This is a genomic window from Pseudomonas sp. C2B4, from assembly GCF_013359695.1.
Lineage (GTDB): Bacteria > Pseudomonadota > Gammaproteobacteria > Pseudomonadales > Pseudomonadaceae > Aquipseudomonas.
The window spans coordinates 6305-22451 of the sequence record NZ_JABFMU010000081.1; the positions used below are offsets into that span (position 1 = coordinate 6305).

The 16147-nt window shown below is 62.8% G+C and carries 11 protein-coding genes; 7 read left to right on the forward strand and 4 right to left on the reverse strand.

The window, feature by feature from the left end; translation table 11 throughout:
- Positions 1-333: 333 nt before the first annotated feature.
- From HNQ83_RS28880 to HNQ83_RS28890, 3 genes are read right to left on the reverse strand one after another with little or no spacing between them, the layout of a single operon-like run.
- The gene (locus HNQ83_RS28880; protein ID WP_256669313.1) at positions 334-1923 is read right to left on the reverse strand and encodes a long-chain fatty acid--CoA ligase; all 1590 of its coding nucleotides are present in this window, start codon (positions 1921-1923) and stop codon (positions 334-336) included.
- 19 nt (positions 1924-1942) lie between these two features.
- A complete protein-coding gene (locus HNQ83_RS28885; RefSeq protein WP_175392252.1) occupies positions 1943-2746 on the reverse strand; it encodes an enoyl-CoA hydratase/isomerase family protein in 804 nt (267 codons plus the stop codon).
- 48 nt (positions 2747-2794) lie between these two features.
- Positions 2795-3949, reverse strand: coding sequence for a CaiB/BaiF CoA-transferase family protein (locus tag HNQ83_RS28890; RefSeq protein WP_175392253.1), 1155 nt, complete (start codon positions 3947-3949; stop codon positions 2795-2797).
- A 197-nt stretch (positions 3950-4146) separates the two neighbouring features.
- Here HNQ83_RS28890 and HNQ83_RS28895 point away from each other — a divergent pair, with 197 nt between their 5' ends.
- The 7 genes from HNQ83_RS28895 to HNQ83_RS28925 all read left to right on the forward strand — a co-directional run bounded on the left by HNQ83_RS28895 (position 4147) and on the right by HNQ83_RS28925 (position 13575).
- Positions 4147-6960 (forward strand): LuxR C-terminal-related transcriptional regulator, encoded by a 2814-nt coding sequence (locus tag HNQ83_RS28895; RefSeq protein WP_175392254.1) that lies wholly within the window; start codon positions 4147-4149, stop codon positions 6958-6960.
- A gap of 735 nt (positions 6961-7695) precedes the next feature.
- Complete coding sequence (locus tag HNQ83_RS28900) at positions 7696-8796, forward strand: acyl-CoA dehydrogenase family protein (RefSeq protein ID WP_178132141.1); 1101 nt, start codon at positions 7696-7698, stop codon at positions 8794-8796.
- Between the two features lie 28 nt (positions 8797-8824).
- Entirely contained in the window at positions 8825-10009 is a 1185-nt protein-coding gene (locus HNQ83_RS28905) for a lipid-transfer protein (protein WP_175392256.1), read from the forward strand.
- Between the two features lie 31 nt (positions 10010-10040).
- The gene (locus HNQ83_RS28910) at positions 10041-10481 is read left to right on the forward strand and encodes a MaoC family dehydratase N-terminal domain-containing protein (RefSeq protein ID WP_175392257.1); all 441 of its coding nucleotides are present in this window, start codon (positions 10041-10043) and stop codon (positions 10479-10481) included.
- A gap of 14 nt (positions 10482-10495) precedes the next feature.
- Entirely contained in the window at positions 10496-10912 is a 417-nt protein-coding gene (locus tag HNQ83_RS28915; RefSeq protein ID WP_175392258.1) for a MaoC family dehydratase, read from the forward strand.
- A gap of 30 nt (positions 10913-10942) precedes the next feature.
- Positions 10943-11767 (forward strand): SDR family NAD(P)-dependent oxidoreductase, encoded by an 825-nt coding sequence (locus HNQ83_RS28920; protein WP_175392259.1) that lies wholly within the window; start codon positions 10943-10945, stop codon positions 11765-11767.
- Positions 11768-12003: 236 nt separating this feature from the next.
- Positions 12004-13575 (forward strand): arylsulfatase, encoded by a 1572-nt coding sequence (locus HNQ83_RS28925; RefSeq protein ID WP_175392260.1) that lies wholly within the window; start codon positions 12004-12006, stop codon positions 13573-13575.
- Positions 13576-14126: 551 nt separating this feature from the next.
- Here HNQ83_RS28925 and HNQ83_RS28930 read toward each other — a convergent pair.
- The gene (locus HNQ83_RS28930; protein ID WP_175392261.1) at positions 14127-15737 is read right to left on the reverse strand and encodes a mechanosensitive ion channel family protein; all 1611 of its coding nucleotides are present in this window, start codon (positions 15735-15737) and stop codon (positions 14127-14129) included.
- Positions 15738-16147: the final 410 nt, after the last annotated feature.

The window sequence follows — 16147 nt, forward strand, 5'->3', positions numbered from 1 at the left end:
GGTGACTGACACACTGCCTTCGCGAGCAGGCTCGCTCCCACAGGTTTTTTTGTGCGGTGCACAGGATCTGCGTTCGACTGCAATTCACTGTGGGAGCGGGCTTGCCCGCGAAGAGGCCGGCACATCCAGCATCAAGGGTGACTGACACCCCGCTTTCGCGAGCAGGCTCGCTCCCACAGTTTTTTTTGTGCGGTGCACAGGATCTGCGTTCGACTGCAATTCACAGTGGGAGCGGGCTTGCCCGCGAAGAGGCCGGCACATCCAGCATCAAGGGTGACTGACACACTGCCTTCGCGAGCAGGCTCGCTCCCACAAATGGACTGCGGACAGGCCTCAACTCACCCCCCGATCCTTCCCCGCCCAGAACGGCTCGCGCAAATCACGCTTGAGCACCTTGCCAGCGCCCGACAACGGCAGCGCGGCGCGGAACTCGACGGTCTTCGGTGTCTTGTAACCGGCAATCTGGCGACGGCAATGTTCGATGATCTCCGCCCCCGGCACCTCACGATCAGGCCGCAGCACAATTACCGCGTGCACCGCTTCGCCCCATTGCTGGCAGGGAATGCCGATCACCGCACAGGCCGCGACTGCCGGGTGACTGGCGATGGCGCTTTCGACCTCGCCGGAATACACGTTCTCGCCACCGCTGACGATCATGTCCTTGAAGCGGTCGACGATGTACAGATAACCGTCCTCGTCCATGTAGGCGCCGTCGCCGGTGTGCATCCAGCCGCCACGCAGGGCCTGGGCGGTTTCCTCGGGTTTGTTCCAGTAGCCGAGCATGATGTTCGGGCCACGAACCAATACTTCGCCGACGGTGCCCCGCGGAACTTCATTGTCGTGTTCGTCGACGATACGCACGGTCACGCCAAGCCCCGGACGCCCGGCCGAACGCAACCGGCCATTAGCGATACCTTCGGGGCCATGATTCTCCGGACCGTTAGCGGTGATCGGCGGCGCCGCTTCGGTCATGCCGTAGCCCTGGGTGAATTCGACATTCGGCAACGCCTTGAGGGCCATTTCCAGCAATGGCACGGCAATCGGCGAAGCACCGTAGGTCAGGCTGCGCAAGCAACTGAGGTCATACCGGGCGAAATCCGGGTGCATGATCAAGGCTTGCAGCATGGTCGGCACGATCAGGATGTCGGAGATCCGTTCGCGCTCGATGGTCTGCATCACGTCCAGCGCATCGAAGGCCGGGACGAAGATGCTCGGCAGGCCGATCAACGAGATCAGGATCACCCGCGACAGCGCCGCCAGGTGGAACATCGGGGCGATATGCAAGGTCAGCGCGTCGGCCGGCACCGGCACATCCGCCGCACGGGCCACGGCTGCCGTCCACAGGTTCATGTGCGATTGCATCACGCCTTTTGGTTGGCCGGTAGTACCACCGGTGTACATGATGCTGGCCAGGTCGTCGCCACCCCGGAACGCGTCGTCGACCGGTGTCGTTTCGCGGATCAGTTGCTCGTAGGACAGCATGCCCTCGGGCGCCGGGCCATCGCCGACGTGGATCAGCAGCGGTCGAACTTTGGCCGAACCGGCGATGCCTTCGGCCATCGGCAGGAAACTGTCGTCGATCATCAGGATGCGGGTGTCGCAGTCGTCCAGCGAATAGACGATTTCCGGCACGCTCCAGCGGATGTTGACCGGATTGACCACGCCACCGCCCCACCACGTGGCCAGGTAGTACTCCAGAAACCGGTCGCTATTGAGGCCGAGCAAGCCAACCCGGTCGCCAGGCTGCATGCCCAGGCGCTGCAAGGCGCCGGCAAGACGCGCTACCCGCTCGGCCAGTTGGGCGTAGGTGTGACGCCGGTCGCGAAAGACCGTCGCCAGGGCATGGGGCTGTTGTTGCAGCATGCGGTGCAGCCCTTGAGTCAGATACATGTGGCTCTCCTGTGAATTATTGTTGTCAGGCAAGGACGCGAACGACGCATCGTCAGGCGCCGGTGTATTTGGGGGAGCGTTTCTCGGAGATCGCCACGCGTCCTTCGGCGTGATCCTTGCTGTCGCGCAGCAGTCCCCAGTGCAGGTGGGCCTGGGTCACGAAATCCCTGGGCGTCATATGGGCGGTCTGCAATGCCAGGCGCTTGATCGACTGCACCGCCAGCGGACCGTTGGCCGCAATGCGTTCGGCCAGGGCCAGGGCCGCCGGCAGCAAGTGTTCCTGGGGCAGGAGTTCGACGATCAGGCCGATGTGCAAGGCTTGCTCGGCACTGATCGGCTCACCCGTCAGGGCCATTTTCATGGCGTGGGCCGCCGGTACGGCGCGCATCAGGTACTGCACGCCACCTGCCGCCGGAATGGTCGCATCGCGCACCTCGGGCAAGCCGAACGTCGCGCTGGCCGCCGCGATGCGCAGGTCACATTGCAGGGCCAGTTCCAGGCCCCCTCCCAGGCAGGCGCCGTTGATGGCGGCGATCACCGGTTTCCAGACTTCCAGATCGCTGAGGTCGAACAGACGTGTGTAGCTGCCCTCCTCGGCTTCGGTTTCACGGCTTTTCAATGACCCGGCGATGTGGCCACGGGTTGGCAACAACCCGTCCTTCTGGCTCGCGCCACAGCAAAACGCACGCTCACCGGCGCCGGTCAGGACGATGACCCGCACCTGCTCATCGTCCTGACAGGCCACCAGCGTCTTGCGCAGGTGCATCAGGTCGCTGACGCTCAGGGTATTATTCGACGGTTGCGCATCGAGCGTGATTAGCGCCACGTGCTCGATGATCTTGAACTGAATGGCCATGGGGCTGACTCCTGCGCTGCGCAATGTTGTTTTTGTTGTTCGCGGGCGTCAGGCCTTGAAGCCCAGGCCCTGTTCACGCAGACGCTCGATGGCGGCGGTATCGAAACCCCAGTCGTGCAGCGCGGCTTGTCCGTGCTCGCCACGTTCGGGGGCCGGGCGTGGTTGCGCCGAGGGAGTGCCAAGGAAACGCGGCGCCGGAACCGGCTGGACGACGCCGTCGACCTCGATGAAGCTGCCCCGCGCGCGGCTGTGGGGATGCCCGGCGGCCTCGGCGAAACCCAGCACCGGGGCCACACAGGCGTCGCTGTCGGCAAAGGCTTCGGCCCATTGATCACGGGTGCGGGCCAGGAATGCCCGGGTGAAGGCTTCGCGCAATTGCGGCCAGCCTGAACGGTCGTGTTGAGGGGGAAGACCTGCGCCCGCCAGCCCGAGTATTTCCAGCATCTGGACGTAGAAGCGCGACTCGATCGGCCCGATGGACATGTGCTGCCCGTCGAGGGTTTCGTAGGTGTCGTACCAGGGCGCGCCACCATCGAGCAGGTTGCTGCCGCGCTGCTCCTTCCAGTGTCCACCGGCCAACAGGCCCCAGATCACCGAGCCCAACTGCGCCGCGCCTTCGGTCATGGCCGCGTCGATCACTTGCCCCGCCCCGCCGCGCTGCACGTTCACCAGCGCCGCCAGCACGCCCATCGCCAGCAACATGCCGCCACCACCGTAATCACCCACCAGGTTGAGCGGCGGCACCGGACGACCACCGGCCGGTCCGATGCCTGAAAGCACACCCGACAAGGCGATGTAGTTCAGGTCATGCCCGGCGCGCTCGGCCATCGGCCCGGTCTGGCCCCAGCCGGTCATGCGGGCGTAAACCAAGCGCGGGTTGCGCGCCAGCACCACGTCCGGCCCCAGGCCCAGCCGTTCCAGGGTGCCGGGACGAAAACCTTCGACCAGGACGTCGGCGCGCTCGATCAGTTCCAGCGCCACGGCGACACTCTCCGGGCATTTCAGATCCAGGGTCACCGAGCGACGATTGCGCCCGGTGATGTCCGCACGCTTGCCCTCGAACCGGGGCCCCAGGTCACTGGCCTTGACCGGACGGTCGATGCGCACCACGTCGGCGCCCATGTCCGCCAGCAACATCGTGCCAAAAGGCGCCGGGCCGATCGCTTCAAACTCCACCACTCGAATGCCGCTCAGTACACCCATTGCTGCCGCTCCATTGTTCTAACGGAGCGCCAGGCAGCACTCCTGTTTTTATGCCGTCCAGTAGATCAATCCCGTTTCCGCCGACGACCACCCGCATCGGGTGGCGGGTGCCGAACACAGGGTCATGACTTTCAAGCTCTGGGTTACACTCGAATGGATTCAGTGCATTCCCAAAATAAAAAAGATTCGGATCACCCATGGACAAACCCCGCAAACCCAGCGCCACGGACACGCCCGCCAGCCAGGTCCCGGTGCCGGCACAGTCGCCGATCGTCAGTACCAAACTGATACCGCCGCGCAGTGCCGGGCGCCTGATTTCCCGGGAACGGCTGCAGGAGCAAATGCTCAAGGCACGCCGCCAGCGCTGCATCGTGCTCAAGGGGCCGGCAGGCTGCGGAAAGACGTCGACCCTGATTGCCTGGCGTCAGGCGCTGCTGCCGCTGGGTTTCGACGTGGCCTGGTTGACGTTGTCCGCCGATGACAACGAACTGACCCGTTTCCTGGACTATTTGCTGGCCAGTCTCGGCCAGATCGACCCGTCTCTCGTGCACGAAGCCACTCAACTGGAAGGTCGCGGCATCGATGGCGAAGCCGTGGAACGGACCGTCATTACCCTGGTGCGCAGCATCGCCAGTCGCGGTCGCGAATTGGTGCTGGTGCTCGACGACCTGCACCACCTGACCGATGTCGGCATCCATCAAGCCCTGCAATGGCTGATCGATTACGCGCCGGTCAACCTGCACCTGGCGCTGGTGTCGCGCAGTACCGTGCCGTTATCCCTGGCGCGCCTGCGCAGCCAGGCGTTGGTACTGGAACTGAACCTGCGGGATTTGCGCTTCACCCCCGACGAATCCGAACGATTTCTCAAGGCACAACTGGGCGACGTCAGCGCCCACGACGCCAGGCAGATGCACGAACTCACCGACGGCTGGGCGGCCGGGCTGCAACTGCTGGCCGTCAGTCGCAAGAAAAATCGACCGACCGCCACGTCCGCCGATCAGGCACAAGTGCGCGACGATCAGGCGTTCGCGAAGTTTTTTGAAGTCGAGGTGTTGTCTCACCTGACGCCGACAGACCTGGACCTGATGCTGCTCATGGCCGTCTGCAATCGCTTCTGCGCCTCACTGTGCGCCGCCCTCAGCGGCCATCCGGAAGCGGTCGGCTCGGCCATCACCCTGTTGGCCCGACTGGAGCGGGACAATCTGTTCCTGATCCCGGTGGACAGTGCCGGGCGCGAAACCTGGTATCGCCTGCACCCGCTGCTGCGCGAAACCTTGCTCAAGTATTTCGATTCCCGCGGCCTGTCCGAACAACAGGCTGTACACGCGAGGGCGTGGATCTGGTTCCGTGATCACCAGCATCTGGATGAAGCCGTTCACCATGCCGTGCTGGCCGGCGATCCCGATGCCGCCGCCGATCTGGTGGAGCAGCACGCCGAAGCGCTGTACGCCCATGGCGACCTGCGCATGTTGATCGAACTGGTCCGGCTGCTGCCGTTCGAGCAGGTCCAGGCGCGGGTCAAACTGCGCATTCTCAAGGCCCGGATGCAGCTCTATGCGCGTGATTTCGCGGCCTGTACCCAGAGCCTCGATCAACTGTGCCAGGACGTTCCCGAAAGCGATGTCCATGATCGTTTCATGATCGCGCTGTTGCGTGCGTCACTGGCCCTGCAACGCGATGACACCGACGCGGCGATGACCGTACTGCCGCAACTGCTTGACCCGCCTCCCGACAGCAACGCGGTTGCCATCGGCTCCTGCCTCAATATCCTGTCCTGGCTCTACATGCACCGGGGTGACTACGAACGGGCCCGACAGGTGCAGCTCGACCGCCCGCCCTTGCTGATCAATGGCGAACCGCTTCTGGGAACCACGGCGGGCAGCCTCCAGGGGCGCTGCATGGTCGGTTTGAGTCACGCCCTGGAAGGCCAGATGAAGCAGGCAGAGCGGGTTTATCGCGATGTGCTGCATGAAGCTGCCCAGTGCGGAAAAGCCGGGACCGACGCGACGTACCTCGCCACCGCCCTGCTGGGCGAGGTGCTCTACGAAACCAATGACCTCGACGCCGCGTTCAAACTGCTGGCGGGCTGGGTCGATATTCTTGAGCGGATCTCGATTCCAGACTCGGTCCTGCGCGTCCTCCAGGTGCTGTGGAAGGTACAGTGGCTGGCCGGCAACCATCAGGAAGCGTTTGCCTTCATCGACCGACTCGACGAGTACGCGATCAAGCTGGGCCTGGATCGCTTGCAAGCCTACTGCCTGACCTGGCAGGTGCACTGGAACACCTTGCTCGGCGAGACAAGCGTTGCTGAGGCCAAACTGGCCCGGCTGGAGGCGATCGACGCCCGTCACCGCGACACCGGGCCCAGCGCATTCAAGGAAATCAACATCCTCGCCGAGAACATTCGGGCGCGTTGGCAAATTCACCAGGGCGACCTGGACGGTGCACTGCAACGCATTGAACGACTGATCGAAACCTGTGACCTGCAACGCCGGCAATTGGCCACGGTTCGCCTGATGGTCCTCAGTGCCGTGATCGAATCCCGCCGCGGCAACCCGCACATAGCACGCACAAAGGTCTTGGAAGCACTGCGCCGCGGGCACCGTTTGGGCATGCTGCGCAGCCTGCTGGACGCTCACCCCGATGCACTTGAGCTGATTGGCGAGATCGCCAGCCAGGAAGAAAACCTCGACCCGGTGCTGGTCTACTATGTCGAGCGCCTGCAGGCGGCACAGGTCTCGACACCCGCCATCCACGCAGGCAAATCCGCACCGGCTGCGACGGTCAAGCCGCTCGCCACCGGCATCGAACCGTTGAGCGAGCGCGAAATCGAAGTCGTGCGCCTGCTGGCCCAGGCCCTGCCCAACAAAAAAATCGCCCGCGCCCTGGGGCTGTCCCCGGAAACCGTGAAATGGCACCTGAGCCATATCTACAGCAAGCTGGGCGTCAACAGCCGCGATGAAGCGGTGGCGCGGGTGCGGGACCTGGAATCGCAGGAAGGTGAAATCTAAACTCCCCCGGACAACCAAAAACACTGTAGGAGCGAGCCTGCTCGCGAAGAGGCCGGTACATCCAGCATCACCGGTGCCTGACACGCCGCCTTCGCGAGCAGGCTCGCTCCCACAGGTTTTTGCGCCGTACACAGGCTGCGAGTACAACTTCAACTCACTGTGGGAGCGGGCTTGCCCGCGAAGAGGCCGGCACATCCAGCATCACCGGTGCCTGACATACCGCCTTCGCGGGCAAGCCCGCTCCCACAGGGGTACGTGGCCTACACGGCACTTGCGACCCACTCCGAATCATTGTGGGAGCGAGCCTGCTCGCGAAGAGGCCGGCACATCCAATATCACGGGTGACTGACACACCGCCTTCGCGGGCAAGTCGAATCGTCGCACCGCCGCTCCCACAGCTTTTTTGTGCCGTACACAGGATATGCGTACGACTTCAACCCACTGTGGGAGCGAGCCTGCTCGCGAAGAGGCTGGCACATTCAATATCACGGGTGAATGACACACCGCCATCGCGAGCAGGCTCGCTCCCACAGGGTATGTGCTGCTTCTTCAATCGCTGATTTATGCCTCGCCACCCACCTCGGGTGGCGTTCGTCCAGGCCCCCCACCCTATCGTAATCCTCAGTCAACAGGCGCACCTCGCGCCTTGCATCAGTGGCTGGCGCAAGCCGGTCCGTGATCATTGAGGAGTCTTGCGTGCACATCGCCCGAACCGTTTTCCGCGACGACCATGAGATGTTCCGCACCACCGTGCGGCGTTTTTTCGAGCGTGAATGCCTGCCGCGTCAGGCCGAGTGGGACAAGGCCGGTCAGGTCGACCGCGAAACCTGGCTCAAGGCCGGTCGCGAAGGTTTGCTCGGCATCACCCTGCCCACCGAATACGGCGGAGGCGGCGGTGATTTCGGCCATTGCGCGGTGTTCAACGAAGAGTTCTCCCGGGCCGGCGTGAGCGGTGCCTACTTCGGCATGCACTCCGACGTCATTGCCCCCTACATCAACCGTTGCGGCAACGAAGAACAAAAACGCAAATGGCTGCCCGGCATCTGCGCCGGCGAAATCATCCTCGCCATCGCCATGACCGAGCCCGGCACCGGCAGTGATCTCAAGGCCGTGCGCACCACCGCCGTGCGCGACGGCGACGAGTATGTGATCAATGGCAGCAAGACCTTCATCAGCAACGGCCTGACCGCCGACCTGGTCATTGTCGTGTGCAAGACCGACCCGGCCGCCGGCGCCAAGGGCATCAGCCTGATTGCCGTGGAAGCCAGCCGCGCCGGCTTCAAGCATGGCCGCAAGCTGGACAAGGTCGGCCAGCACGCCCAGGACACCGCCGAGCTGTTCTTCGACAACGTACGCGTACCGGTGGCCAACCGGCTCGGTGAAGAAGGTCTGGGCTTCACTTACCTGATGGGCGAACTGCCGCAAGAACGTTTCTCCATCGCCGTCTCCGCCGCCGCCAAACTCGAGCGCCTGCTGGAGCAGACCACCGAATACGTGAAGGACCGCAAGGCCTTCAACCAGACCGTGTGGGACTTCCAGAACAGCAAGTTCAAGCTCGCCGACATCAAGACCCAGGCCACCGCCATGCGCGTGATGGTCGACTACTACCTGGGCGAGCACATGCGCCGGCGCCTGACCCTTGAAGAGGCGGCCATCGCCAAGCTCTATACCACCGAAACCCTGTGGAAATGCATCGACGACATGGTCCAGCTGCACGGCGGCTACGGCTACATGATGGAGTACCCGATTGCCCGCGCGTTCGTGGACATGCGCGTCAACCGCATCTACGGCGGCACCAGTGAAGTCATGCGCGAATTGATCGCGCGCAAGCTCTGACCCTCAAAAACAAAAAAGGAAAACCTCGATGAGCAATAAGGTATTCGTTGCTGGCGTCGGCATGATCCAGTTCAAGAAACCGGGGACCAACGAGCCCTACGACGTCATGGGTGAACAGGCGATCCGCCAGGCCCTGGCCGACTCGGGCCTGGACTTCAACGACATCCAGCAGGCCTACGCCGGCTACGTCTACGGTGACTCCACCTGCGGGCAGAAGGCTCTGTATCGTGTAGGCATGAGCGGCATCCCGCTGGTCAACGTCAACAACAACTGCGCCACCGGTTCCAGCGCCCTGTTCCTCGCCCGTCAGGCCGTACAGAGCGGCGCCGTCGAGTGCGCCCTGGCCTTTGGTTTCGAGCACATGAACCCCGGCGCGCTGAAATCCGCCTGGACCGACCGCGCTCCGGCCACCGAACGCGCCCTGCTGCTGGCCAACGAACTGATCGGCATGCCGGACCTGCCCAATGCCATTCGCCAGTTCGGCGGCGCCGGCTACGCGCACATGCAAAAGTACGGAACCCGCCTGGACACCTTCGCCAAGATCCGCGCCAAGGCCAGCCGACACGCGGCCAACAACCCGCTGGCTGTGTTCCGCAACGTGGTCAGTACTGAAGAAGTCATGGCCGCGCCGATGTTGTGGGAAGGCGTGATGACCCGCCTGATGGCCTGCCCGCCGACCTGTGGCGCTGCCGCCGCCATCGTGGTGTCCGAGGCGTTCGCGAAAAAGCACGGCCTGCGCACCGATGTGTTGATGGCCGGCCAGGCCCTGACCACCGACCTGCCGAGCACCTACGACGCCATGGACATGATCCGCGTGGTCGGTTTCGACATGACCCGCATGGCTGCCGACATCGCCTACAACCAGGCCGGCATCGGTCCGAAAGACATCGACGTCATCGAACTGCACGACTGCTTCGCCCAGAACGAACTGCTGACCTACGAAGGCCTGGGCCTTTGCGAAGAAGGCGGCGGCGAGCGATTGGTCAACGATGGCGACAACACCTACGGCGGCAAATGGGTGACCAACCCGTCGGGCGGCCTGCTTTCCAAGGGCCACCCGCTGGGCGCCACCGGCCTGGCCCAGTGCTACGAGCTGACCCACCAGTTGCGCGGCACCGCCGAGCAGCGCCAGGTACAGAACGCGCGCATCGCCGTGCAGCACAACCTCGGCCTCGGTGGCGCCTGCGTGGTGACCGTGTACCAGAAAAACTGACGCGTTCGGCAATCCAAGAAGAGTCATTCAGATGATCGACAAGAAGCATATCGGCAGACAGCTGCCCACCTTCCTCGCCACCGCCGAAGCCGGGCAACTGCGCTTCTTCGCCAAGGCCACCGGGGAAACCAACCCGATCTATTTCAACGAGCAGGCCGCCCGTGACGCCGGTTATCCCAACCTGCCGCTGCCGCCGACCTTTCTGTTCTCGCTGGAATTCCAGATTCCGTCCAACGCCTGGCGCGACGAACTGGGGATCGTCACCGCGCGCATTCTCCACGGCGAAGAATCCTTCCGTTATCACCGCATGGCCTACGCCGGCGACACGCTGCGCTTCGATGTGCGCATCGCCGACATCTACGACAAGAAAGGCGGCGCCCTGGAGTTCGTGGTGCGCGAAACCCGAGTCACCAATCAGCACGGTGAGCACGTCGCGGATTTGCGCAGCGTGCTTGTGCAGCGCAACAGCTGAAGCGGAGAACCCTGATGAACGCGATAAGCCTGGAAAAAATCAACATCGGCGACAGCCTGCCGCCATTGGCCTTGCCAGCGATCAACCGCACCACCCTGGCGCTGTTCGCCGGTGCGTCGGGCGATCACAACGCCATTCACATCGACACCGATTATGCACGCCGCGCCGGGATGCCCGACGTGTTCGCCCACGGCATGTTGTCGATGGCCTACCTCGGTCGCCTGCTGACCCAGTGGGTCGATCAGCGACAGTTGCGCGAGTTCGGCGTGCGCTTCCTTGGCATCACCCACCTGGGTCACCAGATCAGCTGCACCGGCACCGTGGTCGACCGCTTTGAAGTCGATGGCGAGCAACGGATCAAGGTCGAAGTGCGCACCACCAACCAATATGGCGAGACCAAGATCGTTGGTGACGCCGTGATCGCTCTGTAAACAAAACCAATCATTGAGGAGCAACACCCCATGGCAAAACTCGAAGGCAAAGTCGCACTGGTTACCGGTTCCGGTCGCGGCATCGGTCAGCAGATCGCCCTGAAACTGGCGAGCGAAGGCGCACGCATCGTGATCAACGACCTGGACGCCGATCCGGCCCACGAGACCGCTGAACTGATTCGCAAAATGGGTGGCGAAGCCGCCGTGTGCCACGGCAACGTCAGCGCCCCGGACTTCGGCGACCGCTACGTCAAGACCGCCATGGACAACTTCGGCGGCATCGACATCATCGTCAACAACGCCGGTTACACCTGGGATGACGTCATCCAGAAGATGAGCGACGAGCAGTGGTACGCGATCCTCGACTGCCACATGACCGCGCCCTTCCGCATCCTGCGTGCCGCCTACCCGATCATCAAGGCCCAGGCCCAGGCCGAAGCGGCCGCTGAGCGCGAAGTGTTCCGCAAGGTGGTGAACATTTCCTCGGTGTCGGCCCTCAATGGTAACGCCGGGCAGATGAACTACTCCTCGGCCAAGGCCGGTGTGATTGGCATGACCCGGGCGCTGGCTCGCGAGTGGGGCCGCTTCAAGGTCAACGTCAACGCCGTGGCCTTCGGTTTCATCGAAACCCGCATGACTCGCGCCGACGCCCACGCCGGTGCGACAGTGAACATCGAAGGCCGTGACATCCGCGTCGGCATCAGCCCGGAAGCCGCCAAGTCGTTCGCCCAGCGCAATCCGCTGGGTCGTCCGGGTACGGTGCAGGAAGCCGCCGATGCGGTGTACCTGTTCTGCTCGCCGGAGTCGAACTACATCACTGCACAGACCATTGCGGTGGCCGGCAACCTGCAATAAACCCTGCATGTCGGATGTAGCACGACCCTGTGGGAGCGAGCCTGCTCGCGATGGACGTCAACGATGACGCGACCAGCCTGAATGATCGCGGTGTCTGGGCGTTTTTCGCGAGCAGGCTCGCTCCTACAAGGGATGTGCGTTCCGCCACCTGATCCGGGTGGCGTGTTTTCACCGCCCCCCCTTGAACATGGCCCTTGTTCGCCCTCCGCGACGCCCGACAACAAGGAGCCAGTCAGATGACTCGCATATCAAAGTGGCTGCCGACACTCGCCCTGGCAGCCATTTCGGCAACCGCCGCCGCTGCCGAAAAACCCAACATCCTGGTGATCTTCGGCGATGACATCGGCCAGACCAATATCAGCGCCTATTCCATGGGCGTGGTCGGTTACAAGACGCCGAACATTGATCGCATCGCCCACGAAGGCATGCTGTTCACCGACTATTACGCCGAAAACAGCTGCACCGCCGGACGCTCGTCGTTCATTACCGGCCAGTCGCCCCTGCGCACCGGCCTGACCAAAGTCGGGGTGCCCGGTGCGCCCATTGGTATTCAAAAACGCGACATCACCATCGCCCAGGCACTCAAATCACAGGGCTACGCCACCGGCCAGTTCGGCAAGAACCATTTGGGCGACAAGGATGAATTCCTGCCGACCAACCATGGTTTCGACGAGTTCTTCGGCAACCTTTACCACCTCAACGCCGAAGAAGAACCCGAACGCGCCTATTGGCCCAAGGATGACCCGGACTTCGTCAAGTCCCGGACGCCCCGCGGCGTGATCCACAGCTACGCCGATGGCAAGATCGAAGACACCGGTGCCTTGACCGCCAAGCGCATGGAAACCATCGACGACGAAACCACCGCCGCCGCGCAAGCGTTCATCGAGAAACAGGCCAAGGCCGACAAGCCGTTCTTCGTCTGGATGAACACCACGCGCATGCACCTGTTCACCCATGTACGCGAATCGATGAAGGGCCAGAGCGGCATGCCGGGCAATGATTACGCCGATGGCATGCTTGAGCATGACGGCGACGTCGGCAAGCTGCTCAAGACGCTGGATGACCTGAAACTCACCGACAACACCATCGTGGTCTACACCACCGACAACGGCCCGAACCAGTTCTCCTGGCCGGACGCGGCGACCACGCCATTCCGCAACGAGAAGAACTCCAACTGGGAAGGCGCCTACCGGGTGCCGGCCATCGTTCGCTGGCCGGGCAAGATCAAGGCTGGCGAAGTTTCCAACGAGATGTTCTCGGGCATGGACTGGTTCCCGACCCTGCTAGCAGCGGCGGGCGACACCGAGGTCAAGGACAAGCTGCTCAAGGGCTGGACGCCGACGGCTGCCAGCACCAGCTTCAAGGTGCATCTGGACGGCTATAACCAGTTGCCCTACCTGACCGGGCAAAAGCCGAAAGGCGAACGCCGCGAGTTCTACTACTTCAACGACGACGGCGTGCTGGTGTCGATGCGCTACGACAACTGGAAAGTGGTGTTCGCCGAACAACGGGAACCCGGTGGTTTCGCGGTGTGGAGTAGCCCGTTCGTGCCGTTGCGCGTGCCGAAACTGTTCAACTTGCGGATGGACCCGTATGAACGGGCCGATGTCGTGTCCGACCAGTATTACGACTGGACCGTGAAGAACTCGTACTTGTTGGCCGCCGGCGTGGCCAAGGCCGCGAGGTTCTTGCAAACCTTCGTCGAGTACCCACCCAGCCAGAAACCGGCCAGCTTCAGCATCGACCAGATCCGGGCGGCGGTGGACGCGAAAATCGAAGAGAAAAGCAGAGCCCAGGCAAAACCCTGATCATCACCGAGCGCTTCACTGAGCTCTTCACTGTGGGAGCGAGCCTGCTCGCGAAGGCGGTGTGTCAGTCACCAGCGATGTTGGATGTGCCGACTTCTTCGCGAGCAGGCTCGCTCCCACAGTGGATCGAAGTCGTACGCATGTCCTGTGTACGGCGCAAAAACCTGTGGGAGCGAGCCTGCTCGCGAAGGCGGTGTGTCAGGCACCGGTGATGCTGAATGTGCCGACCTCTTCGCGAGCAGGCTCGCTCCCACAGTGAATTGAAGTCGTACGCATGTCCTGTGTACGGCGCAAAAACCTGTGGGAGCGGCGGTGCGACGATTCGACTTGCCCGCGCTGGCGGTGTGTCAGTCACTGGTGATGTTGGATGTGCCGACCTCTTCGCGAGCAGGCTCGCTCCCACAGTGGATCGAAGTCGTACGCATGTCCTGTGTACGGCGCAATAACCTGTGGGAGCGAGCCTGCTCGCGAAGGCGGTGTGTCAGTTACCAGTGATGTTGGGTGTGCCGGCCTCTTCGCGAGCAGGCTCGCTCCCACAAAAAGGGCCATGCCTACAGGTCCTTGGGTTCCTGGGCCGGTGCCGTAAACCATTGGTCTTTCGGCACCCGCTTTTCCTCTTCAGGATCACCCAAATAGTGCGGCGACATGATCTGCACGCCGTATTCATTGAACACGTCCTGAATATTGGCGTGCAGCATGCTCAGCAGCACGGCGCGGGGCCGGGGTTGACTGGGGATGGCCTGCGCCACCAGGCGATACTCGGGATAGAAATCGGACAGTGCGGTCTGGAAGACCTGCGCCGGCGGCTCTTCGAGCACACCCGGCGTGCGCCTGGCGGCTTCGAGCAACATGGCTTCCACCTGGCGCCACGGCGTGTCGTAGCCAATGGTCACCACCGTATCCACCACGTAGCCGGGACCTTGCACGGTACGGGAGTAGTTCTTGGTCACCGTGCCGGTGATCATCGAGTTGGGCAAGGTCAGCACTTCCCCCAGGCCTGTGCGGATGCTGGTGGTGAACATGCCCAGTTCGGTGACCGTGCCTTCGTATTCGCCGATGCGCACGAACTCTCCGGGGCGCAAGGTTCGGGTGTAGGTCAGGATCAAACCGGCGGCGGCCTGTCCGACGACGCTAGTGGCTCCCAATGAAATCATCAGACCGATCAGCACGGACAAACCTTTGAACGCGTCGGTGCCTGCCCCCGGCAGATAGGGATAAGCCATCGCCAAAGCAAACAACCAGATCGCCAGGGAGGTCAGGCGCTGGGTCGGTTGCAGGGTTTCCTGATTCAGCCAGCTGAAGGTGCCCGGCGTCGCCATGCGCCTGAGCACGCGGCGGCTGAATGCCGTCGCGCCCCGGGCAATGAAGAAAATCGCCAGTGCCACGCCCAGCCCGGGGATGGCGCCAACGATCGCCTGAAACAGGTAGCTGGCCACTTCAAACAGATAATTGTTGAGGCTTTCACCCCAGGGCCGGGTGTAGGGAAACCGTGACAGGACAAACCCCAGCCACTCATAGGTGAGCAGCAACAGGACCAGCCATCGCAACAGCCATAACAGGCGAATGACCAGCGGGTACAGGTAATTGGCCTCAATGACCTGCACCCGCCCCACTGTCAGCGCCCGGGTGTGTCGGTCCATCAACTCGGGCAGGCGCTTGAGCAATCGGCGTCGCAGATAAGCCACGCCCCAGAGCAACGCGAAATAAATCGCCGTGGCGATAGCCGCCGCGCCCAGCGAGCGAAGCATCAGATGCAGGTTTCGCGCTTCCCGGGTTTCAGCCACCACTTGACGCAGCTTGTCGGCCGCGCCTTCCGCGGCCTGCTGGACAGAAGCATATTCAAGGCTGTCGACATCCTGGGGCGCAACGATAAAGGCGCGGTGACTGCCCAGCAGCACCAGGTAACTGTCGCGCATCGGGTCAAGCGTGACGACAAGATCGTCCGACTCATCCAGCGCTTCGCCGATCACCGCTTTCGCCCGCTTGACCCGCGTCGCCGGAGCCTCCCCCAGCAGCGTGGCGCGAAACACCATGATGCTGCGGTTGGCCACTTTCAGTTCGACGGGATCTTCAACCGGTGTCACGGCATCCCCGGCCCAGAGCAGCATTGACCAGAACACGCTGAACACGATCATCAATGTGGCAGGCAACCTGCTCCGCATGCGTCTATTCCTTGGGTCACAGGGGTGAGGACAGGGTTACAGAACGCAGCGTAGTTCAGCGGGGATGGGTTGTCAGATTTGTCCTGTCACGAGTGTTGGGACAGTGTCCATATCCGCTTCTTCGGTAACGGCCACTTATGGTTTCGCCCTTACGGCGAGTCACTTGGAAAAGCCTGTAGGAGCAAAGCTTGCTCGCGATAGCGGCAGTCCAGTCAACAACGATGGCGCCTGGTACGCCGCCATCGCGAGCAAGCTTTGCTCCTACAGAGAACCTCCACTCGGCCTCACGAGGGGGCGTGTACCTCAACAGCCAAAGCGAGGCGGCCTGACAGCCGACCAATCTCTTGAAGATGTACCCAATCCCCTGTGGGAGCGAGCCTGCTCGCGAAGGCGGTGTGTCATTCAGCATA

Excerpts from the sequence above, each read along its gene's own strand:
- HNQ83_RS28885 (WP_175392252.1), bottom strand. The coding sequence starts at position 2,746 with ATGGCCATTCAGTTCAAGATCATCGAGCACGTGGCGCTAATCACGCTC.
- HNQ83_RS28890 (WP_175392253.1), bottom strand. The coding sequence starts at position 3,949 with ATGGGTGTACTGAGCGGCATTCGAGTGGTGGAGTTTGAAGCGATCGGC.
- HNQ83_RS28895 (WP_175392254.1), top strand. The coding sequence starts at position 4,147 with ATGGACAAACCCCGCAAACCCAGCGCCACGGACACGCCCGCCAGCCAG.
- HNQ83_RS28900 (WP_178132141.1), top strand. The coding sequence starts at position 7,696 with ATGTTCCGCACCACCGTGCGGCGTTTTTTCGAGCGTGAATGCCTGCCG.
- HNQ83_RS28905 (WP_175392256.1), top strand. The coding sequence starts at position 8,825 with ATGAGCAATAAGGTATTCGTTGCTGGCGTCGGCATGATCCAGTTCAAG.
- HNQ83_RS28910 (WP_175392257.1), top strand. The coding sequence starts at position 10,041 with ATGATCGACAAGAAGCATATCGGCAGACAGCTGCCCACCTTCCTCGCC.
- HNQ83_RS28915 (WP_175392258.1), top strand. The coding sequence starts at position 10,496 with ATGAACGCGATAAGCCTGGAAAAAATCAACATCGGCGACAGCCTGCCG.
- HNQ83_RS28920 (WP_175392259.1), top strand. The coding sequence starts at position 10,943 with ATGGCAAAACTCGAAGGCAAAGTCGCACTGGTTACCGGTTCCGGTCGC.
- HNQ83_RS28925 (WP_175392260.1), top strand. The coding sequence starts at position 12,004 with ATGACTCGCATATCAAAGTGGCTGCCGACACTCGCCCTGGCAGCCATT.
- HNQ83_RS28930 (WP_175392261.1), bottom strand. The coding sequence starts at position 15,737 with ATGCGGAGCAGGTTGCCTGCCACATTGATGATCGTGTTCAGCGTGTTC.